Source organism: Halomonas sp. G11, assembly GCF_001663515.1.
In the GTDB taxonomy this organism is placed as follows: domain Bacteria; phylum Pseudomonadota; class Gammaproteobacteria; order Pseudomonadales; family Halomonadaceae; genus Vreelandella.
On sequence record NZ_LYXG01000004.1, the window covers coordinates 81160 to 106486 of the forward strand.

The 25327-nt window shown below is 43.6% G+C and carries 24 protein-coding genes and 5 pseudogenes; 2 read left to right on the forward strand and 27 right to left on the reverse strand.

Annotated elements, in window-relative coordinates:
* Positions 1 to 4 precede the first annotated feature (4 nt).
* From ADS46_RS02735 to ADS46_RS18940, 10 genes and pseudogenes are all read right to left on the reverse strand, one after another.
* On the reverse strand, positions 5 to 1210 hold the full coding sequence (locus ADS46_RS02735; RefSeq protein ID WP_082925945.1) for a glycosyltransferase family 4 protein: 1206 nt from the start codon (positions 1208 to 1210) through the stop codon (positions 5 to 7).
* The gene (locus ADS46_RS02740; protein WP_066315988.1) at positions 1197 to 2255 is read right to left on the reverse strand and encodes a glycosyltransferase family 4 protein; all 1059 of its coding nucleotides are present in this window, start codon (positions 2253 to 2255) and stop codon (positions 1197 to 1199) included. The genes ADS46_RS02735 and ADS46_RS02740 overlap by 14 nt, the downstream gene beginning before the upstream one ends.
* Positions 2252 to 3187, reverse strand: a complete 936-nt coding sequence (locus ADS46_RS18365; RefSeq protein ID WP_082925946.1) for a glycosyltransferase family 2 protein — start codon at positions 3185 to 3187, stop codon at positions 2252 to 2254. Before ADS46_RS18365 ends, ADS46_RS02740 begins: the two co-directional genes overlap by 4 nt.
* Positions 3180 to 4424 (reverse strand): O-antigen ligase family protein, encoded by a 1245-nt coding sequence (locus ADS46_RS02750; RefSeq protein WP_156524459.1) that lies wholly within the window; start codon positions 4422 to 4424, stop codon positions 3180 to 3182. The genes ADS46_RS18365 and ADS46_RS02750 overlap by 8 nt, the downstream gene beginning before the upstream one ends.
* Before the next feature lie 238 nt (positions 4425 to 4662).
* Positions 4663 to 5799, reverse strand: coding sequence for a glycosyltransferase family 4 protein (locus tag ADS46_RS18370; protein ID WP_082925947.1), 1137 nt, complete (start codon positions 5797 to 5799; stop codon positions 4663 to 4665).
* Between the two features lie 46 nt (positions 5800 to 5845).
* Entirely contained in the window at positions 5846 to 6406 is a 561-nt protein-coding gene (gene rfbC / locus ADS46_RS02760; RefSeq protein ID WP_066315997.1) for a dTDP-4-dehydrorhamnose 3,5-epimerase, read from the reverse strand.
* The gene (rfbA, locus tag ADS46_RS02765; RefSeq protein WP_066315999.1) at positions 6403 to 7287 is read right to left on the reverse strand and encodes a glucose-1-phosphate thymidylyltransferase RfbA; all 885 of its coding nucleotides are present in this window, start codon (positions 7285 to 7287) and stop codon (positions 6403 to 6405) included. The genes rfbC and rfbA overlap by 4 nt, the downstream gene beginning before the upstream one ends.
* Positions 7288 to 8160 carry a dTDP-4-dehydrorhamnose reductase gene (gene rfbD / locus ADS46_RS02770; protein ID WP_066316001.1) on the reverse strand — a complete coding sequence of 291 codons (873 nt, stop codon included), beginning with the start codon at positions 8158 to 8160 and terminating at the stop codon, positions 7288 to 7290. It abuts the gene before it with no gap.
* On the reverse strand, positions 8157 to 9230 hold the full coding sequence (gene rfbB, locus ADS46_RS02775; protein ID WP_066316003.1) for a dTDP-glucose 4,6-dehydratase: 1074 nt from the start codon (positions 9228 to 9230) through the stop codon (positions 8157 to 8159). The genes rfbD and rfbB overlap by 4 nt, the downstream gene beginning before the upstream one ends.
* 89 nt (positions 9231 to 9319) lie before the next feature.
* Positions 9320 to 9882, reverse strand: a pseudogene (locus ADS46_RS18940) (integrase core domain-containing protein); the annotation flags it as partial.
* Positions 9883 to 9957: 75 nt separating this feature from the next.
* On the opposite strand from ADS46_RS18940, the pseudogene ADS46_RS18945 reads away from it, so the two are divergent.
* A pseudogene (locus tag ADS46_RS18945) lies at positions 9958 to 10173 on the forward strand (IS30 family transposase); the annotation flags it as partial.
* 16 nt (positions 10174 to 10189) lie between these two features.
* On the opposite strand, the gene galE reads toward ADS46_RS18945, so the two are convergent.
* On the reverse strand, positions 10190 to 11203 hold the full coding sequence (gene galE / locus ADS46_RS18385; protein ID WP_082925948.1) for a UDP-glucose 4-epimerase GalE: 1014 nt from the start codon (positions 11201 to 11203) through the stop codon (positions 10190 to 10192).
* 31 nt (positions 11204 to 11234) lie between these two features.
* Entirely contained in the window at positions 11235 to 12614 is a 1380-nt protein-coding gene (locus ADS46_RS02785; protein ID WP_156524460.1) for a hypothetical protein, read from the reverse strand.
* A gap of 110 nt (positions 12615 to 12724) precedes the next feature.
* On the opposite strand from ADS46_RS02785, the gene ADS46_RS19140 reads away from it, so the two are divergent.
* Positions 12725 to 12919, forward strand: a complete 195-nt coding sequence (locus ADS46_RS19140; RefSeq protein ID WP_420706084.1) for a helix-turn-helix domain-containing protein — start codon at positions 12725 to 12727, stop codon at positions 12917 to 12919.
* Between the two features lie 57 nt (positions 12920 to 12976).
* Here ADS46_RS19140 and ADS46_RS18390 read toward each other — a convergent pair.
* From ADS46_RS18390 to ADS46_RS02835, 15 genes and pseudogenes are all read right to left on the reverse strand, one after another.
* A pseudogene (locus ADS46_RS18390) lies at positions 12977 to 13508 on the reverse strand (transposase); the annotation flags it as partial.
* A 26-nt stretch (positions 13509 to 13534) separates the two neighbouring features.
* Positions 13535 to 13690, reverse strand: a pseudogene (locus ADS46_RS19145) (integrase core domain-containing protein); the annotation flags it as partial.
* Between the two features lie 21 nt (positions 13691 to 13711).
* Positions 13712 to 14044: a DDE-type integrase/transposase/recombinase gene (locus ADS46_RS02790; RefSeq protein WP_199825176.1), complete on the reverse strand. Its 333-nt coding sequence runs from the start codon at positions 14042 to 14044 to the stop codon at positions 13712 to 13714.
* Between the two features lie 373 nt (positions 14045 to 14417).
* Positions 14418 to 14537 (reverse strand): annotated as a pseudogene (locus ADS46_RS19150) (hypothetical protein); the annotation flags it as partial.
* 245 nt (positions 14538 to 14782) lie between these two features.
* Entirely contained in the window at positions 14783 to 15454 is a 672-nt protein-coding gene (locus ADS46_RS18395) for a cytidylyltransferase domain-containing protein (RefSeq protein WP_156524462.1), read from the reverse strand.
* 3 nt (positions 15455 to 15457) lie between these two features.
* Positions 15458 to 16555 (reverse strand): N-acetylneuraminate synthase family protein, encoded by a 1098-nt coding sequence (locus ADS46_RS18400; RefSeq protein WP_082925951.1) that lies wholly within the window; start codon positions 16553 to 16555, stop codon positions 15458 to 15460.
* 4 nt (positions 16556 to 16559) lie between these two features.
* Complete coding sequence (locus ADS46_RS18690; protein ID WP_156524463.1) at positions 16560 to 17504, reverse strand: hypothetical protein; 945 nt, start codon at positions 17502 to 17504, stop codon at positions 16560 to 16562.
* A complete protein-coding gene (locus tag ADS46_RS18405; protein ID WP_082925952.1) occupies positions 17504 to 18607 on the reverse strand; it encodes a polysaccharide pyruvyl transferase family protein in 1104 nt (367 codons plus the stop codon). Before ADS46_RS18405 ends, ADS46_RS18690 begins: the two co-directional genes overlap by 1 nt.
* Before the next feature lie 20 nt (positions 18608 to 18627).
* The gene (locus tag ADS46_RS18410; RefSeq protein ID WP_082925953.1) at positions 18628 to 19155 is read right to left on the reverse strand and encodes an acyltransferase; all 528 of its coding nucleotides are present in this window, start codon (positions 19153 to 19155) and stop codon (positions 18628 to 18630) included.
* Positions 19152 to 20141 (reverse strand): glycosyltransferase, encoded by a 990-nt coding sequence (locus ADS46_RS18415; RefSeq protein ID WP_082925954.1) that lies wholly within the window; start codon positions 20139 to 20141, stop codon positions 19152 to 19154. The genes ADS46_RS18410 and ADS46_RS18415 overlap by 4 nt, the downstream gene beginning before the upstream one ends.
* A 57-nt stretch (positions 20142 to 20198) precedes the next feature.
* Positions 20199 to 21110: an NAD-dependent epimerase/dehydratase family protein gene (locus ADS46_RS18420; protein WP_199825178.1), complete on the reverse strand. Its 912-nt coding sequence runs from the start codon at positions 21108 to 21110 to the stop codon at positions 20199 to 20201.
* Between the two features lie 17 nt (positions 21111 to 21127).
* Positions 21128 to 22441 carry a lipopolysaccharide biosynthesis protein RfbH gene (gene rfbH / locus ADS46_RS02820; RefSeq protein WP_066316020.1) on the reverse strand — a complete coding sequence of 438 codons (1314 nt, stop codon included), beginning with the start codon at positions 22439 to 22441 and terminating at the stop codon, positions 21128 to 21130.
* Between the two features lie 32 nt (positions 22442 to 22473).
* Entirely contained in the window at positions 22474 to 23541 is a 1068-nt protein-coding gene (gene rfbG, locus ADS46_RS02825; protein WP_066316021.1) for a CDP-glucose 4,6-dehydratase, read from the reverse strand.
* 4 nt (positions 23542 to 23545) lie between these two features.
* A complete protein-coding gene (gene rfbF, locus ADS46_RS02830; protein WP_066316025.1) occupies positions 23546 to 24319 on the reverse strand; it encodes a glucose-1-phosphate cytidylyltransferase in 774 nt (257 codons plus the stop codon).
* 18 nt (positions 24320 to 24337) lie between these two features.
* A complete protein-coding gene (locus ADS46_RS02835) occupies positions 24338 to 25327 on the reverse strand; it encodes an FAD-binding oxidoreductase (RefSeq protein ID WP_066316028.1) in 990 nt (329 codons plus the stop codon).

Here is a 25327-nt window from a genome sequence, read left to right on the forward strand (position 1 = left end):
GGATTTATACCTGTTTGTGCGCGTCATCTAGCAACTCCTCATAAATCCGCAGGTGCTGATCCACAACTTTCTCAATAGCAAAGACCTCTTCCGCCAGTACCCTGCCCGCTTCGCCCATGCGCTGCCTCAACTCCGGAGACTCAACCAACTGTTGAATAGCATCGGCTAGTGCAACTTTATTTTTTATCGGTACTAAAAGTCCGGATTCATCAGGCCGAATTGCATCTCGGCACCCCGGGTGGTTTGTTGCCACAACAGCGCGACCACAAGCAGCTGCCTCAACCAGGCATTTAGGTAGGCCTTCGCCATAATAAGATGGCAAACACACAACGTTGGCAGAAGCATACTGATGAGCGATGTCTGTGCGATAGCCCATAAGCGTGACCACTCCCTCTTCTTCCCAGCGCTCTAGCTCCGTATCGGTCACACTGGTCGGGTTTCCGGGATCTGAGGAACCTATTAACCTCATATCTACTTCTACACCGCGCTCACGAAGAATATTCGCCGCACCAACGAACTCAAATACGCCTTTATCTCTCAATAAACGCGCAGCCATAACCACAACCGTTTTACCTTCTGGTTCCGGGAGATAGGGGTAATCAGACAAGGCAACGCCGGAACCGCGAATCATCCGTGTTTCAGTCATCTGCAAAGTGCCAGTTGCAAGCAAAGTGTCACGGTCATCAGGGTTCTGGAAAATAACCGCAAGTCGCTTTTGGTTGAAAGCCAATGTGTAGAGACGAGTGACTAACCACCTGCGCAATTTGGCCGTCACCAAATCCGCCACAAAGACTGTACCGAGACCAGAAACCGCAGACACCACACATTTAATTCTGGTAATGCGAGCCGCCAAACCACCATATAGCACTGGTTTAATAGTGACGAGGTGCACTAGATCAGGCTTTTCCCGATGAAACAACTTAACCAGCTGCATTAAGGTCTTGAACTCAACCAACGGATTTTGGCCACTTCGAGCAAATGCGATAGTATGATGTTTAAAACCGGCATCCTGAATTTTCTTTACTACCTTTCCAGCCGCCGAGGCAACATGCACGTCGTACCCCGCAGCTTTTGCGGCAACAGCAATAGGCAAGCGATGTGAAAGAAAAAAAGACGGGGTATTTACGACAAAAAGTATGCGTTCCGATTCTCTTGTCAAACTGAATTCACCAATACAGAAATTGAGGTTATAGCTCTTAGGCTGCTTCATAAATTATTTTTAGGAGCTTCGGTGCCTGAGCCTGCAGTGAATACCTATCTTTCACCAGTGCATGCCCTGCCGCCCCCATTTGCTTGCGCATTGATGGTTCTTCCTGAAGAAGCTGCCTCAGTGCATGCCCCCACTCTTCAATAGAGCTAGCTAGTAACCCATTTTCTCCGGGCTTCACAATCTCGACATTAACTCCTACCGGAGAAGCCACAACTGGCACCCCACATGCCATATATTGAATCAGCTTATACCCACACTTACCACGTTCCCAAGGTGAGTCCATCAATGGCATGACTCCAACATCAAACTGTTGTAACGATTCAACCTCTGTATCCTCGGACCATGGCCATGTTTCTACCAACGTCCCTTCAAAATCCTCTGGATTTGCCCCAATAGCCACGAAACGCAAAGGTACTTCACTCTTTATGGACTCAAGTACCGGCAACAATGGTTGCAGATAACGACTGGTTTGAGGGGTGCCAATCCAGCCGATGATAGGCATCTTTATGCCTGATTTCTGTTTTGGATGATAACGTTCAGCGTCTACCACGGTAGGAATGATTTCGACACGTCTTGCACCGACGCGACGCGCACGCTCAGCAAGGTAGTTATTGCCCGCAATTACACAACTAGCCTGACGCATAACGGAATCAATCTTTTTTCCAAGTAGCCTCCTGATCCAAGGATTGGAGTGACAATCATAACGGTGAAACAAAGCATCATCGTAATCCACTATATAAGATACACCTATGAGCCTCAGGAAGCGCTCAGCAATGGCTGGCATAAACGGAAAGAGCTCTTTTTCAATAATGATAACATCAAAACGCCTAGCGCTTAGCAATGCAAAAATGCGGGTTGTGTAGCCTTTAAGCACTTCTCGCCAGCGGGAACCTCCATTATAAAGGTTCTGCAGATAGGTATCTGACAACAAGGGCTTAATCGTTATCTCTAAACCCTGCGAATAAAAATACGGCAAATATTGTAAAAAACGAACGCGGGAACTAGCACCAAGAACCCCGTACCGAGAGAGCAGCAACACTTTCATGGGTTATACCGCCCATCACCTCGAAGAATGTGTACCATGGACAACCAAAGCATACGATAAGCAGCCCAAGTATGTTTAACGCCAGCGATATCACCACGTAGCAAGCACCAGGTCGAGCGCGTAAAAGGCTCAACCACATTCGTCACTGTCACTAAAAGCCAAGCTTGCCAACGGGGAAAATGTTTAAAAGCATAGAGCAATCGACTCCGCAATGAGTAGAAAAGGCGATTTGCTTTTACCTGACGGGAAGTGCCGCCTCCAGCGTGGAAGGCCTTTGCTTCTTTTAAATACCAGCAGTACCAACCGTTATCTTTCACAACCTTTGAGAGATCGACATCTTCTAAGTACACAAAAAATCGCTCATCAAATCCACCCACTTGCTCAAAAACTTCACGCCGAATTAGATAAAATGCACCCATCACATGGTCAACAGCACACGAACTGAGGTGATCCCAGTCTTTCATATGGACCCCGGAGCCTTTCAAACTAGGCAATTTATCCAAGCCCAAGGCAGAAGATACTAATCGGCGCAATGTCGGATAATGAGCACAAGTGTGGTTTACCTTGCCTTGCTCATCGACCAATTGAATACCACAAATGCCAATTTTTTCGTTTTCACGCCGCTCCATATAAGCCAAAGGTACGGATATAGAATCTGCCTCCAGGAGTGTGTCTGGGTTAAGAAAAAGTATATAGGGAGATTTCCCGGTTTTTGCTCCGAGGTTACAGGCAGCACCGAAGCCAAGGTTTTGGCCCGTACGAATAACGTCCACATAAGGCAGGGCTTCAATCGCATTAGCTGAATCATCTGTAGAGCCGTTATCTACCACAATAATTTGCGAGACCTCGCCATTATTGTGGATGATAACGGAATCCACACATTCTTTTAACTGATGGCCTGAGTTCCAGTTTACGATGACTATATCAATCATTTTTGGGCCGTTTAGTTAAATAGGCGTTTATAAGAGCGACGGGGAGAAAGATAACCCAAAGGTAGTCAAACTTTGCGAGGTAGGGATTGGTAGCATTCATGATTAAAAACGCAAAAAGAGCCACAATAAGAGGAACAAAGAGCTTGGCGAACTCTACATTTTTACGAGATAGCTCAATACCTTTCAGCGTGACCCAAATCACCGCGGCAGAGTAAACCAGAAAACCAACCAGACCCACATTCATAAGCAGCGCTAGGTAAGAAAGCTCATAGGCCCAAGGCGTAGAAGGGGAGCTCACCACATCAGCAGTACTTCCAAGCCCATGGCCGACGAATGGTGACTCAGTAAATTTTTGCCATAGTGATTCTGCTTGGGAGAATCGAACACCACTAGATATTTCCTGCCCCTGAAACGCTGAAATGAAGTTTTCTATCAAAACCAAAGGGTTTAGACCAATCGCCACAATAGCCGCCCCAATGGCAAATGAAGCAACGATGGCAGATTTAAATGTTAGCGACAAAAAAGGCACAGGATTCAGTCTACATAAAGACAGTTGCAAAAAAGGCAATATAATGAATGGTGTTAACAACATCACCAACCAGAATCCCCGCCTACCTGAACCGAGTGCTGCCATCACGATAGCAAGTAACAATAGATAAATGCCAATTTTTTTAAGGCCATAAAGCTCTCGCCTACGAACTAATATATACGAAAGCACAAAGGGGAACCCATACATCACAGTAGTCAAGCTATAGATACGAAACTCTATAATGCCTCCGTAGTTGCCAAAACCTGCATCTTGAAATTCTAGTAGTGGAAAAACAAAAGCACCATAACCAAGTAGGCCAGACAACATCACTATAAGCGACATAGAAGTAGCAATAGCTATCCCTAGCAACAACGCAGACTCTATAGCTTTAATCACTCTTTCTTCATGAGCCAAACCGATAAAAAGAAGATAAAGTATAGGCCATATCAGATAAACTGTTGCAACTCTTAAAGCGCCTGGAGCCGAGTTAATAACCCCCCAGAAAACACCAAACAAGCCCACAACTATGGTTAAAAACCAAATAAAAATAATGTCGCGATTAATGCGCCATTTTTGAAAAGCCAGAATACTGGCAACACAGGTAATTAAAATCAAGACAGCACCACGCGAAGCTTGAAAAGAGGTCGGCAGAACGAGCATCAAGATTAAGAACGCCTGTAGCAAAAATAGCCATAGCTTAATTGACATCTTCTGACTCTTTACCTGATCCAGTGCATAAATCAATCCAAAAAACTCCTTAATACGTGACAACTTTTATCAGACCTTCCCTAATATAAAATCACATAACTCTCTATACAAACTCCAGTATCATCGCGTCAGCAATTCAGACTCAAATAACATTATACAGCAAGGGCAATACAATGTGAATTGGCGCTCTTATTGTTGCTACTCTGTCGTAGAACAATTTATAGATCATCACCAGAAATTACAAATTAGAATCAAACCGAGTCAAAACATAATTGATTTTATCAATCATAACTTTGCATGAGAAATCCTTTGCTCGTAATGGCCCGATTTGAGTCAGCCTTTCCTTTTCTTCTTGGCTCTCTAGCAAGCTAATCACTTTCTGAGACAGGTCTTCCACATCATACTGATTATACAAAACACCGTATTTACCATAGCCCAATATTTCTGGGGTTCCACCGCTATTTGCCCCAATAACAGGGCAGCCAACAGACATAGCTTCAAGTGTTACTCTTCCGAAAGCCTCATTTCTGGAACACATTAGAAAAATGTCATTTTCGACCATCAGCTCAATAGGATTATCAACATAACCTTTGAAGTCAACATTACACTCTAATCCATTTTCGCTAACGAAATTTATTAATTTTTCTGTGTAATCATAATTACCGCTACCAACTATTGTTAACAGTAAATCCGGGTAGGTCTTCAGAAGACTCGTCAAGGCATTCAGCGCATCCAAATGACCTTTACCTTCGTGCAAACTTGATACCATAAGTATCTTATTAGCTCTCTTTCGTTCAAGATTACGCGGTTCAACGCATACTCGCTTTTCTATTCCTTCTATCGCATTGTAAATTACCGATGAACTATGAAAGCCAAAGTATTGATTAAATTTTTTAGAAACAGCACTAGAATTAAATATAGAGTAACAGTGATTAATAAAATAAAGACGAGAAGTCATTTTCTTTGGCAGATCAAATTCTGCTCCCATATCTTCATGGACAAACTCTCGGACATGCCAAACATGCTTTTTCCTCTTAAAAAAAGAATAAAAAACTCCAAATGGAGTAGTGACTGTATTCGTATAAACAACATCAACCTTCACCCTATTAACCAAGCAAAAAAAAAGGCATGAAAAAAAATTAAAAACCAATCTATAGAAACCCTTTAGAGCTCTATGCCTTTTTCCTAACCAACCATAATACTTCCAGACGATAACCGGTATACCACCTTCATCTAATTTAACTTTAAGTTTTCCATTACTCGGTATAACAACGCTTACATCATGACCAGAATTGACCAGCCCTTTTGCAACGGTTAAAAGAGACTTTTCAGCGCCATAGAGGCCAGATGAATGGGAAACCAATAATAATTTCATAGCATTTTACGCTTAAGTTGAAATAAAAAGGGAGCTTTCAAAATCGTCAAGAAGAAATTAACAATTCAGTTTTAGCTGCGTCAAAGCTTTGTCCCATCATATCTTTCGCAGAAAGTCGTAATTTATCCACTTCAGACACACCCCATTCAATACTAATATCAGGATCATCCCAAACTATCGAACGCTCATACTCCGGCGCATAGAAATCTGTGCACTTGTATTGAAAATCAGCCTCGTCGCTTACTACCAAAAAACCATGTGCAAACCTCGGAGGGACCCACAGCATAAGGTTGTTATCTTCAGAAAGATATTCCCCGACCCACCGACCAAAGGTAGGCGATTCCAGCCGCAAGTCTACAACCACGTCGAGCACTTCGCCACGAGTTACTCGTACCAGTTTTCCTTGGGGCTGTTTGACTTGATAGTGCAGGCCGCGCAGGGTGTTTTTAACCGAACGGCTGTGATTGTCCTGCACAAAGGTGGCGTTTATACCAGCTTCGCGGAAGGCCTTTTCGTTCCAGGTTTCCATAAAGAAACCGCGTTCGTCTCCGAACACCTTTGGTTCGATGATTTTTACATCTGGAATTCTGGTCTCGATAATTTTCATAGTGCTCGCTTATTAGCAGTTTTAGCCAGCTTCTTCAGATAGGTGCCGTAGCTGTTCTTTTTGAGTTTTTCAGCCTCAGCCAACAGCTCTTTTTCACCGATAAAGCCCATGCGGTAAGCTACTTCTTCTAGGCAAGCGATCTTCAGGCCTTGCCGCTTTTCCAGGGTTTCGATAAAGCTAGCGGCGTCATGCAAGGAGTCAAACGTACCGGTATCGAGCCAAGCAAAGCCGCGGCCGAGCAATTCAACATTGAGGTCACCACGTTCTAGGTAAGCCTGGTTGATGCTGGTAATTTCAAGTTCACCACGTTCTGAGGGTTCTACCTGTTTTGCTATATCTACTACGTCATTGTCGTAAAAATAGAGCCCGGTAACAGCATAATCAGATTTCGGATTGGCCGGTTTTTCTTCAATGGAAATGGCCCGCAGATTGTCATCAAATTCCACCACACCGAAACGCTCTGGGTCATTTACCTGATAACCGAATACGGTAGCGCCTTTATCACGGGTGGCGGCAGCTTGAAGCATCCTGCTAAGGCCCTGACCGTAGTAGATGTTGTCCCCAAGTACCAAACATACGCTGTCGCCGCCGATGAATTTTTCACCGATGATAAAAGCCTGTGCCAGTCCATCCGGGCTGGGTTGCGCTGCATAAGTAAGATTAATACCCCATTGACTACCGTTACTTAGCAGGCGTTGGAAGCCATCTTGGTCTTCGGGAGTGGTGATGACGAGAATGTCCCTTATTCCTGCAAGCATGAGAACAGAAAGCGGGTAGTAGATCATGGGTTTGTCGTACACAGGTAGAAGCTGCTTAGAGATGCCTCGGGTAATGGGGTACAAACGGGTGCCGGAACCGCCGGCCAGAATGATGCCTTTCATCTATTTCTCCAGGTATTCGCACAAGGTCAGTTCCAGTTGGCTTTGCCAGTCTGGCAACTGAATGCTAAGGGCGGTTTCCAGTTTGGTTGCCTCCATCCGCGAGTTCAGCGGCCGAGTTGCTGGTGTGGGGTAGTCGCTGGTTGGGATGGGGTAGACGTTATCGGGGCTTATGGTTAGTTGTTCGCCGTTTTTTTGTGCCAGGAGGAAGATTTCCTGGGCAAAGCCGTACCAACTGGTTTCACCTTTGGGAACCAGATGGTATAAGCCTTTTCGAAGCTGTCGGTGGATAGCCAGAGTGGTTACCTGGGCGATCAGTCTTGCTGGCGTTGGAGCACCTATCTGGTCTGCCACGATGCTAAGCTCGGATTTGCTCTTAGCCAAACGCAACATGGTTTTCATGAAGTTGCTACCCCTTGCGCTGTAGACCCAGCTTGTGCGGAAGATAACGTAGTCCGCGCTACTCTGCTCAATAGCTTCATCGCCCTTGAGTTTGGTTTTACCGTAGTGGCTCAAGGGGCCAGTGTCGCTGTTTTCTTTCCATGGCATTTCGCCATTGCCAGGGTAAACATAATCACTGCTGTAGTGAAACAGACGGGCGCTGTTAGCGGCAGCGTATTGGGCCAATTGTGCAGGTAGACCGGTATTCAAACGCTCAGCTTCATTTTTTTTACCCTCGGCAGCGTCTACAGCTGTCCAAGCGGCGGCATTTACGATCATACTCGGTTTTGTATAGGCTAGGTAGTTGGCTACTGCGTGTTCCTTATGTAAGTCCAACTCTGCCCTGCCTGGGGCGATGACAGTGCCCAAAGAAGAGAGACTTCTATGTAGTTCAAAGCCAACTTGACCTGTTTTGCCTAGTAGTAAGATTTTCATTTGTTGAAACCCATGCGCTCTCTCTGGTAGCTCCCATCTTGGACTCGCTTACACCAATCAAGATGGTCCAAGTACCACTGCACAGTTTTTCTAATACCAGTATCGAATGTTTCTTGTGGCTGCCACCCCAGCTCTTTCTGGATCTTGCTGGCATCAATTGCATAGCGCATATCGTGGCCGGGGCGATCAGGGACATAGTTAATCAGCTCACGGTATGGCGTCGACTGCGGATACAACTCCTGAAGGATATCGCACAGAGAAAGAACAACTTCAATGTTTTGTTTTTCATTATTACCGCCAATATTATATGTCTCACCGACTTTCCCTTCAGTAATAACTTTATAAAGCGCACGGGCATGATCTTCGACATAAAGCCAATCGCGTATCTGATCCCCTTTGCCATATACCGGCAACGGCTTTCCTTCTAAAGCGTTAAGAATCATCAACGGAATCAGCTTTTCAGGAAAGTGATAAGGGCCATAATTGTTAGAACAGTTGGTAATTAGTGTCGGCAGGCCATAGGTTCTGCGCCAAGCTCGAACTAAGTGATCTGAACTGGCTTTGCTTGCGCTATAGGGGCTACTAGGGGCGTAAGGGGTCGTTTCAGTGAACAGATAGTGTGCAGAGTTCGTAGTGTCGGCGGGATGCGGGAGATCGCCGTAGACTTCATCGGTACTAATATGGTGGAAACGGAAGACTTGTTGTCTTTCGTGACCTAACCCTTGCCAATAGTAACGCGCGGCCTCTAGTAAAGTGTAAGTTCCGACAATATTAGTTTCGATGAAATCCGCCGGGCCGTCGATTGAACGATCAACGTGGCTTTCTGCTGCAAGATGCATCACCGCATCCGGCTGCTGCTCACGAAAAACGCGATCAAGATCGACGCGATTGTTGATATCTACCTGCTCAAAGATATAACGTTCGTTGTCACTAGCAGCGGCCAGCGATTCAAGATTGCCAGCATATGTAAGCTTATCTACGTTAACCACACTATCTTCGGTGTTTCTGATGATATGGCGAATAACAGCGGAGCCGATAAAGCCCGCTCCGCCGGTAATTAGGAGTTTCAATTGATTATCCTTTGCATAAATTTTTCAAAAATTCACAAACTTCCATATTTTCATATTGTTCAGCTGCTCAGTACGACTTCACCCAATCTTCAGTAGCACTCGGGTTTAGACTCAGAAGTAACTTTATCGTGTTTTACCACCAGTCGCTCGGCATAGGCTGATGGTGTCAACCCTTCAAGACGCTTCTTCGGTCTTTCTTCGTCGTACTCCCGCTTCCATGCCTCACTGACCACCTAGGCGTGATGAAGGCTGATGGACCAAGGCTCATCCACACATTCATCTCGGAAGCGCCCATTGAACGATTCGATGTAGGCGTTTTGGTTAGGTTTTCCAGGTTCAATTAAAAACAGTGCACCACCATGTAGATGAGCCCATGACAGAATGATGCGCCCATAGAGTTCCTTTCAATTATCCGTACGAATGGCGCTAGGTAGGCCACGCTGTAAAGCCAGATGATCAAAAACAGTCCGCCAATGGCATGTTCAACCACGATAGCCACGGCTTCATGGATAGTCCCGTTGACAACGGTAAAGCTCTTTATCACTCGTCCGCCTCCCCTCCGGTCAAACACAAAATCCATTGACCAGACCTGATTGGCGGCTCCAGGGCGATAAAGGGGCATCCGCTCAGATGTAGGAACCTTCTTGTGCTGCTATTATGCCCTCTGATTTTTGCACACCCTACGCAGCTATTGCTGGGTGTGCAAAAATCAGGGTAGCATTACAGCCAGCGTGGTCCCAATGAAAATACCAACGGCCTGATTCGCCAATATTTCCCTAAAGGACCGGACTTCCAAAAGTTAGCGACTCAAGACTTAAGGAGAGTCGTTGCCAATTTGAACAAACACCCTAGAAAACGCTTGGCATACCGGACACCGGCACAAGTGTTCCTGGGAGAGCATTCAGGGGCACTACAAACCGCAGGTGCTGCGTTTAATGTTTGAACTCAGGATAACTTTATTACCTATATCCCTCTGGATTTTGAATTTGCCAGCGCCATGTATCGCCTACCATATCCAATAAATCACGCTTGGCACGCCAACCTAACTCAATTTCTGCTAGTGACACATCTGCCCAACAAACCGCAACATCACCCTCACGTCGATGTTGAAAATAATAAGGTATGTTACGGCCTGATACACTTTCAAAGGCATCTACCATTTCCAAAACTGAGTAACCTTTCCCTGTACCAAGATTCCAAATTTTCAGACCACCTGATTTTTCTAATTTTTTAATAGCTTTCACATGCCCTTCGACTAGGTCCATTACATGTATATAATCACGTATACCTGTGCCATCTATCGTATCGTAGTCGTTACCAAATATAGCTAATTTTGGCAAACGACGAACAGCCACTTGAGCCACATATGGTAGTAGATTGTTTGGAGTACCTTGAGGACTCTCGCCAATCAAACCGCTTTCATGAGCCCCAACTGGATTAAAGTAACGAAGCAAGCCTATAGACCAACGAGAATTACTTTTTGCTAGATCTTGAAGCATCTGTTCTATTATCAGTTTAGAGCGACCATAAGGATTTTTTGGTTCTCCTGTAGGCAAATCTTCGTGTAACGGCATAATACTGCTATCGCCATAAACTGTGGCTGAAGAACTAAAAACCAGACGGTAGATACCGGCCAACTCCATTCCTTTAACAAGAGAAATAGTACCGTTTACATTAAAGTCAAAATATTCGATTGGGTTCTTTACACTATTACCAACAGACTTAAGACCTGCAAAATGAACAACCACATCAATATCATGATTTTTGAATATACTATTCAAAAAATTAGAATCCCGTATATCACCTTCATAAAAAGGAATTTTTCTTTGAGTTATTTTCTCAACGCGCATGACTGCTTCAGCTGATCCATTTATCAAATTGTCTAAAACGACAACATCATAGTTCGCTTCAATAAGTGCCACCAGTGCATGTGAGCCAATATAACCAGCTCCGCCAGTTACAAGAACATTCATATCAATAAATCCAAACAGTTAACAGTGAAAATTAAACCTCATTAGATTCTAAATAACCCCATAGACTTTCCAATCGAGCTTCATGTAAAATTTCATATAAATTTTTCGCAACGAGCTCTCCCTCTTTCCCTTCCCACTCAGTCTCATAAGTTGCACTAAAAAACTGTATTGCTTTTTTATTTATCATCGCTAATCCAGCTATAGCTTCATGGTAAAGATTAATTATCTCATCAACACTTCTAGCTTCATAACATATTTTTTTCTCTACATAACCATAGTAATCATGATGGTAAACCGGACTATATTCATAATATATAGGAACAACTTTCATCAGGGCGGCTTCTAAATGAATACTACTATTTGCAGCGACAAGAACATCTAACCTAGAAATAAATTTCCCTACAGGCTCATCTAGAGGGTTACTCTTCTCAGCATTAGTATATCTGTCGATAATATTAAGAATAGGCTTAAGTTTTTTACCTTGCAACCCTGGATGCCATCGCACTAACACAGGTATACCCTTTGAGTGCAAAGAAGCAATAACAACCTCTATGTCCTCAGGCTTATCTAATTTATTAAGTGCCAATCCTAAAAAATGATTGCCTGGAAATTTACTTATACCAAGACTTTTCTTTTGTCCTGACAAAAAAACATTAGATTTCGGATGTATAGAATGAGGTTTGCTATATCTACACTTCTTATAGACATCTAAAGCAGCAAGCCCATCCAAAAAAGCATAATCAACCATTAGAGCAGGAAAAACATGGCTTACTGAAGCGTGTTGCAAGTAAGCAGTTTTAATACCCATAGTACGAGCTATTGCTAAAAGCGATCTAGTATCTACGTTGTGATCATTGGAAACTAGAATTATTTTTGGTTTACACTCCTTCAGTTTTTCATCGAAATATACAAGATATTTATAAGATTCACAAAAGGCATCGATCTTATATAACAACAAACTTTTGTGTCTTTTACGGAGTTGTAAATAAAGAGCAGGAAAACGTATAAAAAAAACAACCAAAACTTTTACTATTTCTCTTGGGCCAAGAAATACTGACTTAAAACCATTATTTCTGCATTCGTTATCAAAGACTTTTTGCTGCACTAAAGTCACAACATTTATACCTTTATCTAACAACCTTTCCACAGTCGGCTTTAAGGCATCTTTTTGGTTTTTACTTCCAGCATAAACAAGAATATCGCTCTCACTTAATACTTTTGGCTTTCTAAAAAAAAAGGACTGGCTGAATAAGCCATATAAAAAAATCGCAAGCCTTAGGAACATACCTTTAAAGCGTGGCTTTGCGTTTTTAAGGTGAGGAAAATCATCTAATTTCTGGCCATATAAATACAAAAGCCATACTTCAGGCTCCATTCGCAAAGTTTTAAATATATCCTTAAATACAGTCACAAAACACCTTTTTCTATAAAAGTATAATTTAAACCTAATTACATAAAAATTGAACCTTAGCGATCTCAATGACCAAGTGAAACACCTGACTCACTTGGTAAGCTATCGCTATGATTCATCACTATCGCCATCTTTTGATCGAAGAGTGTGCTTTAATCATGTTGATGTACACGAAGCAATCATTTCGCGGCATCGCTCGCCGCCTTAGGCTCTCTGTAAGTACCGTACCGCGTGAGATATCACGTCACACGATCAAGATTGATAATGGGCACGACGCAAGCCTTACAGGGTTTCGAGCTCGCTGAACTCGACGACGGGCACGTCACACACCCAAACTGCATCCGAATAGCCAGCTGTTCGAGCTAGGTTCTGTCTGAAAAGTCGGCTCTCATGTATCGCTCAATGCAAGCCAGTGTCCATAGCCTTGAAGCTACTGGCCAACTTGTCGTAACGCGTATTGAGTCGGTGTTTTTTCCTTCAACCAACCAAATAGTCGCTCCACCATATTATTGCGCTGACAATATTTCGACCGGTCAAATTGATGCGGTAGGCCAGGCTTCGGGCACGCAGGCCAGCGGATAGAGAAAACGTAATGGGGAAGCCTCGACTATCGGACAGCAGGTTTATCTTCGTGGCAACCCGCCGCGACTGCGGCCAAGCGCATGGTCTACCGATTCTATCGATCCCCCTTTTGCCAGCACCGCTGGCCGACCAAGTAGCTCTAATGGAGGTCGAATCTATATCGAAATCCATATACTCATCTTTACACAAACGTAGATGCAAGCGAGTCAACATCTGATCGAAAGTGCCATCATCGCTCCACTGTCGGAAACGTTGATAGACGGTGTTACAGGGGCCATAACGCTCCGGCAGGTCGCGCCACTGCGACCCCGTGGAATTCCCCCTGCTTTATGTACACCCTACGCAGCTATTGCAGGGTGTGCTCGGGGCGCCACACAGCCTAGTGACTGATGTGGCCGTTCTTCGTTGTAGTACCGCATCCAGCGCCCGAGAACTGCTCTAGCTTGGCCCAACAACTCAAATCGATGCTGCCAGATGCACTCCACCTTCAATGAACGGAATAAGCACTGGACAAGCTAGTTCTGCTCCGGTTTATATGGCGTCGTGAACTCTTGGGTGAGCCCATAGGCCTTCACTATCGCCGTGTAATGCCGACTGATGAATACGAGGCTATTTTCCGACCTCAGTGCCAGAGGTAGATGAATACGACCCAGGGCGCCGAATCGATACACCAGAACCTCTTCCAGCGCGGCTTCGGCGGTCTTGCTGCTGCCATTGTCCGATAATCGCCAAGCGAGAATTTCTCGCGTGCAGCAATCGATAATCACCGCCAGGCTGGCCCGTCGATCCTTGCCGCACCAAACGTGCGTCAGATTGGTGGCCCAACGGTCATCCGGTCGTGTGGTCACTGAGGGCAGACGACGATAGCCATAGCTTGGGAATCGCTCCAGAGCCAGCTTTACTCAAGAGGCTAGATCGGTATTGATCGCCAGGTAACGTGGTTTGGGTCGATAGTACAGCCCCAGCCACTGACATAGCTTGACGAGTGATACCACGTGGCCCTCCTGGGCCAGTTCCGCCTGAAACAACCTTACGAGTTCTCGTCCTCGTCGAGCAGGCGTTTGAGCTTTTTTGATGCATAGATCTGCAGGTGAGCCTCGCCCGGCGCCTCCTTGGTTTCCCCAGAGCGGACTCGTACTGCTTGCGGATATCCTTGAGCCGGGCTCGGAACCCGTTCTCCATGTTGCGTTGGGCCTCTTCGATCCAGCCATCGACTTCCGAAACGGTGAGGTCATGTTGTCGAGCCACTTCAGCGACGGCGGTCTTGCCCTTGAAGATATCCATGAACACAGCGGCTTTGCGCTTGTCGGTCCAGCGTTTGACTGAGGGTTCGTTGTTCATCTCATCCTCCTGATAGCTGCACTATAGCCTGTGCAGCTCTGGAGGGGGTCACTTCATTACTTCACTAGTCGGTGTACAGCCAAAAAGCTCGATGCCATTGCTGATTAGTTGAATACCCGGACTAGAGAGATGCTGAACACACAAACGGTTTTAGAGGTTTACATTGACATGCTAAAGAAAAATGTGCTTTTCAATCAAACACTTACAATAGTGTTGCACTTGGAACTTGAGGCCACTTTTTTCTTTTACTTAACTTTTAAGCTTGGTTTAGTAAGATTAAATATTTCCCAGTACGGTGTACTCACAACATCATGATTTTTAAATAAAGACTGAAGACGCTCATAATCACTAGGTGTATCTAATGCTAACTTCAAAAAGCTATCATCTCGTGATTGAGTCAGAGATAAAAAATTAAACCCAAAAATATTTCGATAAATATGCTGAGTAACATGCTCTTGCTCTGACTTCTCAGCTAAAGAAGCCATACTTTTGTAAAACTCAGCTTCTATCCATTCCAAAGCTACTCCATAAGGAAAAGTACGACATATAAGGTTGCTAATAAGATTGTTATGTTCAAGTTTATCTGAGATATGGTATGCCAATTCAGGTTCAAAGAGAGGAGAGTCTCCATTCAAACGAAGGAAATGGGTTGCTTGAGTTTCTTCTAAGGCTGTCAGGGTGCGCTTTACTAAATTAGTGGAATGCCCACGAACTACTTTTAGCCCTCTTTTATTAAAATGTTCAACCAACAGATCATCGACTTCACGGTTACTTGTCAACAAGACACAATCCGAGGTCACTCTAAGCGCACGCTCAATTACAATATCAATAAGCCTTAAACCTCCAAGTTTAATCATTGGCTTATTAGGTAAACGCGAAGAGTCACTTCTAGCGTAAATAAATACAAACGGCCGCACAACTTAATTTTCCTGACTTGAATTTTTAGGCGCCATCTTTTTTTCCTTCATTTCTTTTTCCCAATATGAAGAGGCATCTTTCCAGTTTGACGAAACGATTTTAACTTTATCACCCAGACCAAGTGCTGAAAATCGGGGTGTATCTTCAGATATTTTTTTCCCGACTAATTCAGAAATATCATTTGCTGAGAATTCTGTACTAGGGCGAACAAATAGTAAATCCTCCGCACATAACGTATGACCAGCGGGTAAGTCCCTAGCTGCATAAATACCACGACGAGCACGTATTTTTGTAATCATTTCCTGTTTCGAATGGCTATTTGGGTGTTGTTGTAAACTTATAGCAGCACTTGAAATATTATTTATGTAACTTGAAAGTTCTCTTTGTTCCAAAGCATGCGCATGATCGAAACCTGGCAGTGTACGATTTGAGGTGAAATGTTTCTCAAAGAAGCTCGCACCCTGAACTAACGCCATAGCAGCAGAGACCTCTCCTTCTGTGTGATCAGAATACCCTACTGGAACTCCAAACGACTGTTTTAATAATGCAACTCTTTGTGTATTTGCTTCACTAACTGGACAAGGATAGGACGACACACAATGCATTAAATGGAGATCTGTATTCGGATGATTTTTATTAACAAACTGAAGCATTTCGTCAATTTCTGAGAGTGACGCCATACCAGTAGATACAATCACTCTTGGAAAGACCGCACAAACTTTACCAATCAGAGAATGATTATTCAGATCTGTAGAAGCAATTTTAACGTAGGAAGCTCCAAGCTTTTTCAGCAGTTCAATACCTCGCTCACAAAAAACAGAAGCGGATATATTAATACCTTTCTCTTTAGCGTAAGACCATATTTTCTCCCATTCTTCTTCAGACATCTCTTCACTCAACCGCTGATCATAAACAGGATTATTAATAGTACGCTGCCCATCGCGAATCTCTGGCAAATATAATCCTTTTGCAAAAATAAACTGAAATTTTATAGAGGATGCACCTGCATTACATGCGATATCAATCAGCTCACACGCTCTACTCAAATCACCATTGTGATTACTTCCAGCTTCTGCAATAAATTCCGGATTAATGCTCATAAAATTAACACCCCATTATATTGATTATAGTTTCAGATAATTTAGATGACCGCCTTGCTCCATTTAAAGACAATGCAGCTTCATGCATTTTATATATTTCTTCTCTACAAGAGAATAATTTAAAAATACTTTTAACATCTATAGTTTCATGCAATATAGCTTTTAAAGCTCCTGAATCCGCTAGTGCTTGGTTTTTAGCTTTTCGCTCCAAGGTTGTTAACGATATCGCAGGTATACCTCGTGCAATGGCTTCAGCAAGCATGACACCATCGCCTCCAATGAAAAAATTAATTTTAGAGAAGAATTCCCACGGTTTTCCATTTGGGACAGCATGAAATAATTTTTTCCCTTTAGGCACTTTACATATTGGTTCCCTACGATCGATAACACTAATCGAATCTAAATAGGGTGTTTCAAATATTAAATGTATAATTTCTTCAATATCTAGAGTGTTATCCGCACCTGACAAACATATACCTGCGTTAATTCTTTTATATTTCTTTACAGAAGGTGAAACGCCACCTGCAGTTACAAATGCAAAATCGGGATCTACTATCAATTGAGAATGAGATGGTTCGACCATTTTTTGTAACTCCTCAGGTGCATCCCTTACTAAAATATGGCTAGCGATAAGCGGATTATCACAAATAGGAGATATCAAAATACGTGGGTAAAAATTTCTAGCTAAGTCATATAGTGAAGCCGGGATGTTAATTGCATCTATGATCAATACAGTAGCCAAGGATGAAACATCAGAAAATATATAATGGCCTCTTGACTCAGCCTCAGACCTCCCCTTTTCATCAGCATCTAACTGTAATACTGTTTTGACCCCCAACGAATTAAGTGAGTCTATAAGAGCTGAAGAACGAGCTAAATGCCCCATACCAACTGTCTTACTTGCTTGAACATGAAAGGCGACAATAGGGAAATCATATTCAGGTTGCATTATATTTTGGAGGCTCCATTTTTAAGATAGTTTTCCATAAGCGCCTTAAACTGTGCAAGCCTAGAAAATTGCATATCACTTTTTTCAAGCCAATCTTTAGCTATTGTAATATGATCTGATTTTTTATAGCCACCTTTATCAATCCATTTCTTCAGTTCTGGAATGAAATTGTCGCTAAGATCTACTAGATTAAGGCTTGCAGGCGTCATACCTAGATCGTCGAATAATGAATGTGCACGCTCATCATAGACAATATTTATTGTTGGAGTACCAAAAGAAACCGCAGGTAATGTCGCATGAAGTCTATAGCTTACGACCAAATCAGCAGATTTAAGCAACGCTAAATATTGATATACATCATTCGTATAAACAGAATCTACATTTTTGGTGTAGCGAAAAGCAGTCGCGAAATCAAGATCTCTACTGTCATTGCATAGTATACGAATACGACGGTGCCCGGTGGCTCGCAAGTGATCAATAGCCGTCTCGATGTGGTTTTGTATCCGACTCTGAAACCTATATGGTAAATTCATTAGGTTAGGTGTCCGAACGGAAATTAAGGTACCCACATCTTCATTATCAGGAAGTGCTGGCAACAAATTCGCATAACGTGCCATGTTAATAGTTGGACACCATCCCAGTTCATCACGGCTATCAATAGCGCTTAGGTAACCATTTGTGGCGCTATCACGTGAAAGTGACATATCTGCACGAGATAATAATGTTTTAAGCTTATGATCTGGAATAACATCTGAGCGTTCTGAAAAGTTACCATGACGATCATAAATTCGACCGCGCGAGTTTGAAAAAAGTAATAAAGGTGGCTGTAATGCTGATAAAGCACGAGCATCGACGGCTATTTCATCATTTTCATATAAATTACCACCTCCAACGATCACTCCATCAGCAAAGCGGTTAATTTCATAAACAGTTGCAGGAGTAAGACCAGCTTTAGCAGTACTTTCATGCTTACTTGTGGCAGGGTAGTCGATAACTGAGACAAATCTACCAAAAGTTTCATGCAACATCTGACGAAGTGCAAAATGGATTGCATGATTACCAACGTTATGCCCTAAGGGGCGAATATTTGCAATTGTGTACATATATTTAAGAAACCCTATAGTTAATGAAATTTACCTTCTTTTTTTATTCTTTCATAATGCTCTACATCACGATAAGCAAATACCTTAGCAGGATGTCCTCCCGCAATTGCATATGGCGGTATATCATTTACTACGCAACTTCCTGCCTGTATAATTGCACCTTCACCAATTGTTACGCCTCCAAGTACAATTACCCGACTACCAAGCCAGACGCAATCTCCGATTTCAATATCTTTATATATGTAAGTATTATCATATGGGATCGATTTACCACCGTCAAAATTATGGTTTTGAGAAATAAATAAACAATCTGGGCCTGAGTGAAAATGGTTGCCAATTACTACTTTACCTCCACCACTAATAACTAAACCATTAAAGTTCGCGTTAATACCTAAGAAAGTTTTTTTGGTAAGATGCGTTTTCCCACCAACCTGAACACTTCCTTTATGACCACCACATTGGGTTTTGGCTTTCAAACCCCGGTACTTTCTTACTCCCTTTTCAATTTTATCCAAAATAATTTTAATTAATAGCTTTATTGATTTCATAACCTCCCACCCTTCAGCCTTATACTCTTTAGACCCGCGATATATTTCACTAAAGGCTTTATTCCAAAAAAACTCAGACGTAAAAAATTTAATAGTTTTAAAAAAATATATGATTGTAAGCGAATCTCATAAATTTCTGAAAAACCACGTGAGTCGCTTACGGGCATTGAATCTTCAAGGATAGATAACATTAAATAAAAGTTTTCTTTCTTTAGTTTTTTTACTATTTTATTGTTTTTTTTATTCACCTTTATTTCAGATAGAATCATTTCAGATAGAATCTTATCAAAACATTGAAACTGGGTGATTCTGGAGCCAATATCAGCATATGGCAGCCCATTAGAATCGACTATTTTTGAATCTAACTGATACTCCTTTTTAGTCAAAGGTAGGCCAAACCAATAAAGTTTATCTTGGAAAGCTAAAAAGCATGCAACTATGACTTGAGGATAAAGCTTCACCATCTGATTACCACTATTTTTTTCCAGAAAATTAATCGCGTCCATGGATCTCTCAACATTAAAAACTAAACCAGATAAATAATTAGCACTTTTTCTTATATCTTTTGGATTAATTACTGAATTTTTGTATCGCCCTCTATATAACCTATTACCATGTAAAAGAACTTGAGGCGAGACCAGTACTGGATCTTTCTCATTGAGAAAGCACAATAATTTTTTAATGTTTTCTGTTAAAAAAAAATCTTCATCAGAAGATATTAATATATATTTAGTCTCACAGCGCTTAAACAACTCTACAAAGTTACCAAAATAGCCAATATTTTCTGAGTTTTTTAGAAATCGAGCTTGCTTGTTTTCTCCAAACGCGTTAACGAGGTCTTCATAAGTGCCATCTTCAGAATTGTTATCGACAACAAGATATTGAACTGACATATCTTTTATACCATAAAGGGCATGTTTAGCATTTTCGTAAACAGCGTCTCTTCTGTTATATGTCGGAACTGCAAGGGTCAGCTCTGAATTCATATATACACCAATTAATAAAAATCTGACGTTTCAAAAAATATAAAAAAATCGCCATTGTCAATGTTTAACAAGTAACCGTTTTATTCCATACTCTATGCTTACTTCAGGTACCCAGCCAGGAATGGGTTTTCCAGACCAAGGCTCCATTACTTCTCGTTCACGATAAGCTCGCTCTCCCCACTGGATGGGCAATTCTTTCCCGATTATTTGTTCAATTATTTTGACAAGTGCTTTCAATGTTACCGGTCGGCCAGATGAAACACCGTAATCTTCCATACCTAAAACTTTTCCATTCAAAAGCCTATGTGCCGCCACCTCATACGCCCTTGTCACATCATTAACATGCACCAGATCTATTTTTTGTTCACCTGGGCTCATTGCAAGCGGTTTTTGGTTACAGGAGATTTCTCTCAATAGAGTCAGTAATTTTGGCCGAGGATCATTTTCACCGTAAGTGTCAAATAACTTCAGATTAATGATACTGAAGCCCTTCGCATTTACATAATATTGTAGCAAAGTTTCTAGTGCTTGCTTAGACGCCGCATATAAATTCACTGGATCATAAGGCGCACTATTAAAGTGTTGCCAGAAGGTGCCCGTGTTCACCATACTAGTTGCATCGACACAATACATTGCTTGCGCCAGATGAACACCAAAGCGAAGATTGGCTTCAAGCATTACATCAATATTATTCGGGCTTTCTTCACTAAGAACGGCAGAAGCCAAGTGAAAGACAACATCAGGCTGAGATTTTTCTAACGCAGTTAATAATTTTGTGTAAGCGCCATCATATAGGTGAATAACAAAATCTGAATATGTTCCTTGCCTCTCCAATAGAGATAAGTCAGATGTTGGGCGCACAATCACATGTACGTACCAACCTTGGCTAGCAAGATGGTTTGCCAATTCGCTTCCGATATATCCTGTTGCACCCGTGACCAGCGCTGTTTTCGGCGAGATAGAGATCAAAGAGGTAACCTCATTACTCAGAAATTCAGCCCAAAAAACTCTTCCAGCTTCTCGGCTACATACTCGAAGTGCGCTTCACCCAGTGCTGGCTGAACACCTAACCAAAAGGTCTGATTCATAGTACGATCCGTATTTACTAAGTCACCTACTACACGGTATTCCACGTTCTGAAAATAAGGCTGGCGAGTCAAATTACCCGCGAAAAGAAGACGAGTACCTATTTTGTGCTGGTCAAGATATTTGAGAAGGTCAACACGCTGCACCCCGCTGCTTTCTTTCAGCGTCACAGGGAACCCAAACCATGAAGGATCACTATTTGGCGTTGGCTCGACTATTTCAAGGTAATCAGAAAGGTCTACTAGTCGCTCTTTCAAGATAGCGAAGTTACGCTTTCGTGTTGCGATAAACTCAGGGGCGCGCTCAAGCTGCGCCAGCCCGCAAGCGGCTTGCATGTCAGTAATTTTCAAGTTGTAGCCCAAGTGAGCATAAACATATTTATGGTCATACCCATGCGGCAAGGTACCGAACTGCTGGCCAAAACGGTTGCCACATGTATTGTCGCAACCAGGCGCGCAGTAACAATCGCGCCCCCAATCCCGGAAAGATTCCGCAATCATTTTTAACTGAGAATTGTTGGTAAAAACGGCACCACCTTCCCCCATGGTAATATGATGTGCTGGATAAAAGCTAAGTGTCGCGATGTCACCCCAAGTGCCGACCATTTTTCCATCATAGGTTGCCCCCAAGGCGTCACAGCAATCTTCTACCAGCCACAGGCTATACTTATCGCATAACTCTCGTACCTTAGCGAGATTGAACGGGTTACCCAGCGTGTGAGCCAGCATGATGGCCCTGGTTTTGGGCGTAATCGCTGCTTCAATAAGGTCGGCATTAATGTTGTGGGTTTTGTCGTCCACGTCTACGAATACCGGTACAGCACCAAACTGGACAATCGGGTTAACCGTGGTCGGGAAACCAGCGGCTACGCCTATCACTTCATCACCCTTTTTTATGGCTCGGTCGCCAAGTTTCGGTGATGTCAGTGTACTGAAGGCAACGAGGTTCGCAGAGGACCCCGAGTTAACGGTAATCAGGTGTTTTACGCCGATAAACTCGGCTAGTTTTTTCTCAAACTCAGTGTTAAAGCGTCCGGTGGTTAACCAACCATCTAGAGAAGCCTCAACCATCAATTGAAGTTCTTTCGCACCAATAACCTTCCCTGAAGGAGGAACGACAGATTCACCCGGTGCGAATGGTTTAGGAGCAAGTGCTTCTTCGGCGTATTGTTCAACCAGTTTGCTGATTTCTTGGCGAATGCTTTCAAGTGACATGACTTGCCTTTGTTTGGGAACTGAATAAATTTTTAGTTGGTCTGGTACTGGGCGATTTGATTAAGTGTGATTTCTCTGGCGTTGCCGCCACTCAGCCAACCATGGTGCCAATCCACAATGCTATCGAGCGTTTGGGAGAGTGACCAACGGGGTTTCCATCTTAGTAAGGCAGCTGCTTTGGAAATATCAAGCTTCAATAATTGGGCTTCATGGGGCTGCGGGTTTTCATCCAGCTCCCAGCTTGCCCCCTGGCCCCAGTGTTCGACCATGTGGTTCAGAATCCACTCAACTGGCATCACATCTTCATCACTGGGGCCAAAATTCCACCCCTCTGCGTAGGTACTACCCGTTTTGTAAAGTTGTTCAGCTAACATAAGATAGCCGCTAATAGGCTCCAATACGTGCTGCCAAGGCCGAGTTGCCAACGGGTTTCGTATAACAACCGCTTGCTTCTGCTCAAATGCCCGTAGAATATCCGGAATTAATCGATCTTCTGCCCAATCGCCACCGCCGATAACATTACCGGCACGGGCGGAAGCCAATGCAGGAGAATCTTTGCTATTGAAGAAAGAGTTCCTGTAGGCAGAAGTTACCAGTTCTGAACACCCCTTGCTGTTACTATAGGGGTCGTGGCCACCCATAGGCTCATGCTCGCGGTAACCCCAAACCCATTCCTGATTCTCATAGCATTTGTCAGTGGTAACGTTAACGATAGCCTTCAAGTTCGAACATTGGCGCGCAGCTTCTAGCATATGCACGGTACCCATAACGTTCGTGCTGTAGGTTTCCACCGGCTCGCGGTAAGACAACCGCACTAGCGGCTGAGCGGCCATGTGAATCAGAACGTCTGGATTGAATGCTTTCATGCTGGCAGTGATGGCTTGGAGGTTACGAATGTCTCCAATTTCCGACTCCATCCCATCTGCAACATTGGCTTCAATGAACAGCGCAGGGTTAGTAGGCGGCTCTAGCGCAAAACCTTTTACTTTTGCGCCCATCTCTTGCAGCCACAATGAAAGCCAACTTCCCTTGAAGCCAGTATGACCGGTGACAAATACTTTTTTGCCTTGCCAAAAGCCCGGGGTCACTTTTGCCGTCATGGATTTATTCCCAGGTCTTCCATGGAGCGTTTCCACTGCTCCACAGCTCTTCCAGCAAGTGCTTGTCACGCAGAGTATCCATCGGCTGCCAGAACCCATCATGCTCGTAAGCCATGAGCTCATCATCTTCTGCCAGGCGCATTAACGGAGATTGCTCCCACACACTGTTGTCATCTACGAGGTAATTCAACACTTTGGGTGTCAGAACGAAGAAACCACCATTGATCAGTGCACCATCTCCTTTTGGTTTTTCTTTGAAACTGACTACCTGACGGTTTTGAATATCCAGTGCACCGAAACGACCTGGGGGTGACGTTGCAGTCAATGTGGCAGCTTTACCATGATTTTTATGAAAGCGAACTGTCTCAGTAATATCAATATCCCCTACGCCATCGCCATAGGTAAAGCAGAAAGATTCTTCGTCTTTGATGTATTCTGCCACTCGGCGTAGACGGCCACCGGTCATCGAGTTTTCACCGGTGTCTACCAGCGTAACATTCCAGGGTTCTGCTCGTTTGTTATGCACTTCCATGTTGTTGTCACGCATGTTGAAGGTGACATCTGACATATGAAGGAAGTAGTTGGCGAAGTATTCCTTGATGACGTAACCCTTGTAGCCACAGCAGATCACAAAGTCGTTGATGCCGTGTGCGGAGTACATTTTCATGATGTGCCACAAGATTGGCTTGCCACCAATGTCTACCATTGGCTTGGGGCGGCTTTCTGTCTCTTCGCTCAGACGTGTTCCCAAACCGCCTGCCAATATCACTGCCTTCATCCTTCCTCCGGAATTCAATTAGTTTGAGCTTACGAATGCATCAGAGTGGAACTGACTCTCCGCCAACCCCGCTGCCGTTAATTCTGCGTGTGCGCTGTTGATCATGTCTTCTGAGCCGCAGGCGTAAACAACAGCATCTTGTAGGTCTACATCACGGGCCAGTAAAACTTGCTGAATATATCCTTTTGCGCCAGCCCATTCAGGTGATCGGGTTAAAACCGGTGTGTAATGCAGCTTTAAAGCCGGAAATTTTGGCTTCCAATACAAATCTTCTTCGGTGCGCGCGCCCCAGTAAACGTCAATTTGGCTGTAGGTATTGACCTCTGGTGATGATGCCAACTGCTCTAACATAGCCTTGACAGGTGCAATGCCGGTCCCTGTAGCGAGAAAGACAAGCCTACTTGCTTTAGTTTTCCTCAGGCAGAAAGTGCCCAGGGGTCCTTCAAGACGGAGCAAATCGTTTGATTTGGCTTCGTTAAACCAGTAATGGCTCATTTCGCCATTTTCGACTTTGCGTATTTGCAGGGTGAGCTTTCCGTCATCCCTTGGCGCATTAGCAATGGAGTAACTTCGACGTAGACCCTCCTTGCCAATCATGTCGACATATTGCCCTGGCAAGTATTCGATTCGACTGGCTGGCGGTGTCCTTAGAGTCACTTCTACAACATCTGGTGCCAACTTTGTTATTTCATCAATCCGACATGGCACCGTTTTTGGTTGGATGTTGCCCAACTCCCCCAAGTCTTCTATAGCCAGTTGCACATTAGTGGCCGCACTTCTGCAGCAAGTGAGAATCAGGCCTGCTGACTTTTCGGCACTCGTAAGTGACTCTTCAGGCTTGATCACTTCTGTTTTGCCTGAAATCACTTCAGCCTTGCAAATACCACAGCGACCAGTGCGGCAACTATACTCTAATGTAATGCTTTGATTAAACGCAGCTTGCAGGATAGTTTGGCTTGGATCCGCTTCAAAAGCTGTACTGTTGGCTAGTGTTACAGTGTTAGACAT

Bases quoted from the DNA above. Each gene is read 5' to 3' on its own strand.
- ADS46_RS02735 (WP_082925945.1), bottom strand. From the start codon at position 1,210: ATGAAGCAGCCTAAGAGCTATAACCTCAATTTCTGTATTGGTGAATTC.
- ADS46_RS02740 (WP_066315988.1), bottom strand. From the start codon at position 2,255: ATGAAAGTGTTGCTGCTCTCTCGGTACGGGGTTCTTGGTGCTAGTTCC.
- ADS46_RS18365 (WP_082925946.1), bottom strand. From the start codon at position 3,187: ATGATTGATATAGTCATCGTAAACTGGAACTCAGGCCATCAGTTAAAA.
- ADS46_RS02750 (WP_156524459.1), bottom strand. From the start codon at position 4,424: ATGTCAATTAAGCTATGGCTATTTTTGCTACAGGCGTTCTTAATCTTG.
- ADS46_RS18370 (WP_082925947.1), bottom strand. From the start codon at position 5,799: ATGAAATTATTATTGGTTTCCCATTCATCTGGCCTCTATGGCGCTGAA.
- rfbC (WP_066315997.1), bottom strand. From the start codon at position 6,406: ATGAAAATTATCGAGACCAGAATTCCAGATGTAAAAATCATCGAACCA.
- rfbA (WP_066315999.1), bottom strand. From the start codon at position 7,287: ATGAAAGGCATCATTCTGGCCGGCGGTTCCGGCACCCGTTTGTACCCC.
- rfbD (WP_066316001.1), bottom strand. From the start codon at position 8,160: ATGAAAATCTTACTACTAGGCAAAACAGGTCAAGTTGGCTTTGAACTA.
- galE (WP_082925948.1), bottom strand. From the start codon at position 11,203: ATGAATGTTCTTGTAACTGGCGGAGCTGGTTATATTGGCTCACATGCA.
- ADS46_RS19140 (WP_420706084.1), top strand. From the start codon at position 12,725: ATGATTCATCACTATCGCCATCTTTTGATCGAAGAGTGTGCTTTAATC.
- ADS46_RS18400 (WP_082925951.1), bottom strand. From the start codon at position 16,555: ATGAGCATTAATCCGGAATTTATTGCAGAAGCTGGAAGTAATCACAAT.
- ADS46_RS18690 (WP_156524463.1), bottom strand. From the start codon at position 17,504: ATGCAACCTGAATATGATTTCCCTATTGTCGCCTTTCATGTTCAAGCA.
- ADS46_RS18405 (WP_082925952.1), bottom strand. From the start codon at position 18,607: ATGTACACAATTGCAAATATTCGCCCCTTAGGGCATAACGTTGGTAAT.
- ADS46_RS18410 (WP_082925953.1), bottom strand. From the start codon at position 19,155: ATGAAATCAATAAAGCTATTAATTAAAATTATTTTGGATAAAATTGAA.
- ADS46_RS18415 (WP_082925954.1), bottom strand. From the start codon at position 20,141: ATGAATTCAGAGCTGACCCTTGCAGTTCCGACATATAACAGAAGAGAC.
- rfbH (WP_066316020.1), bottom strand. From the start codon at position 22,441: ATGTCACTTGAAAGCATTCGCCAAGAAATCAGCAAACTGGTTGAACAA.
- rfbG (WP_066316021.1), bottom strand. From the start codon at position 23,541: ATGACGGCAAAAGTGACCCCGGGCTTTTGGCAAGGCAAAAAAGTATTT.
- rfbF (WP_066316025.1), bottom strand. From the start codon at position 24,319: ATGAAGGCAGTGATATTGGCAGGCGGTTTGGGAACACGTCTGAGCGAA.
- ADS46_RS02835 (WP_066316028.1), bottom strand. From the start codon at position 25,327: ATGTCTAACACTGTAACACTAGCCAACAGTACAGCTTTTGAAGCGGAT.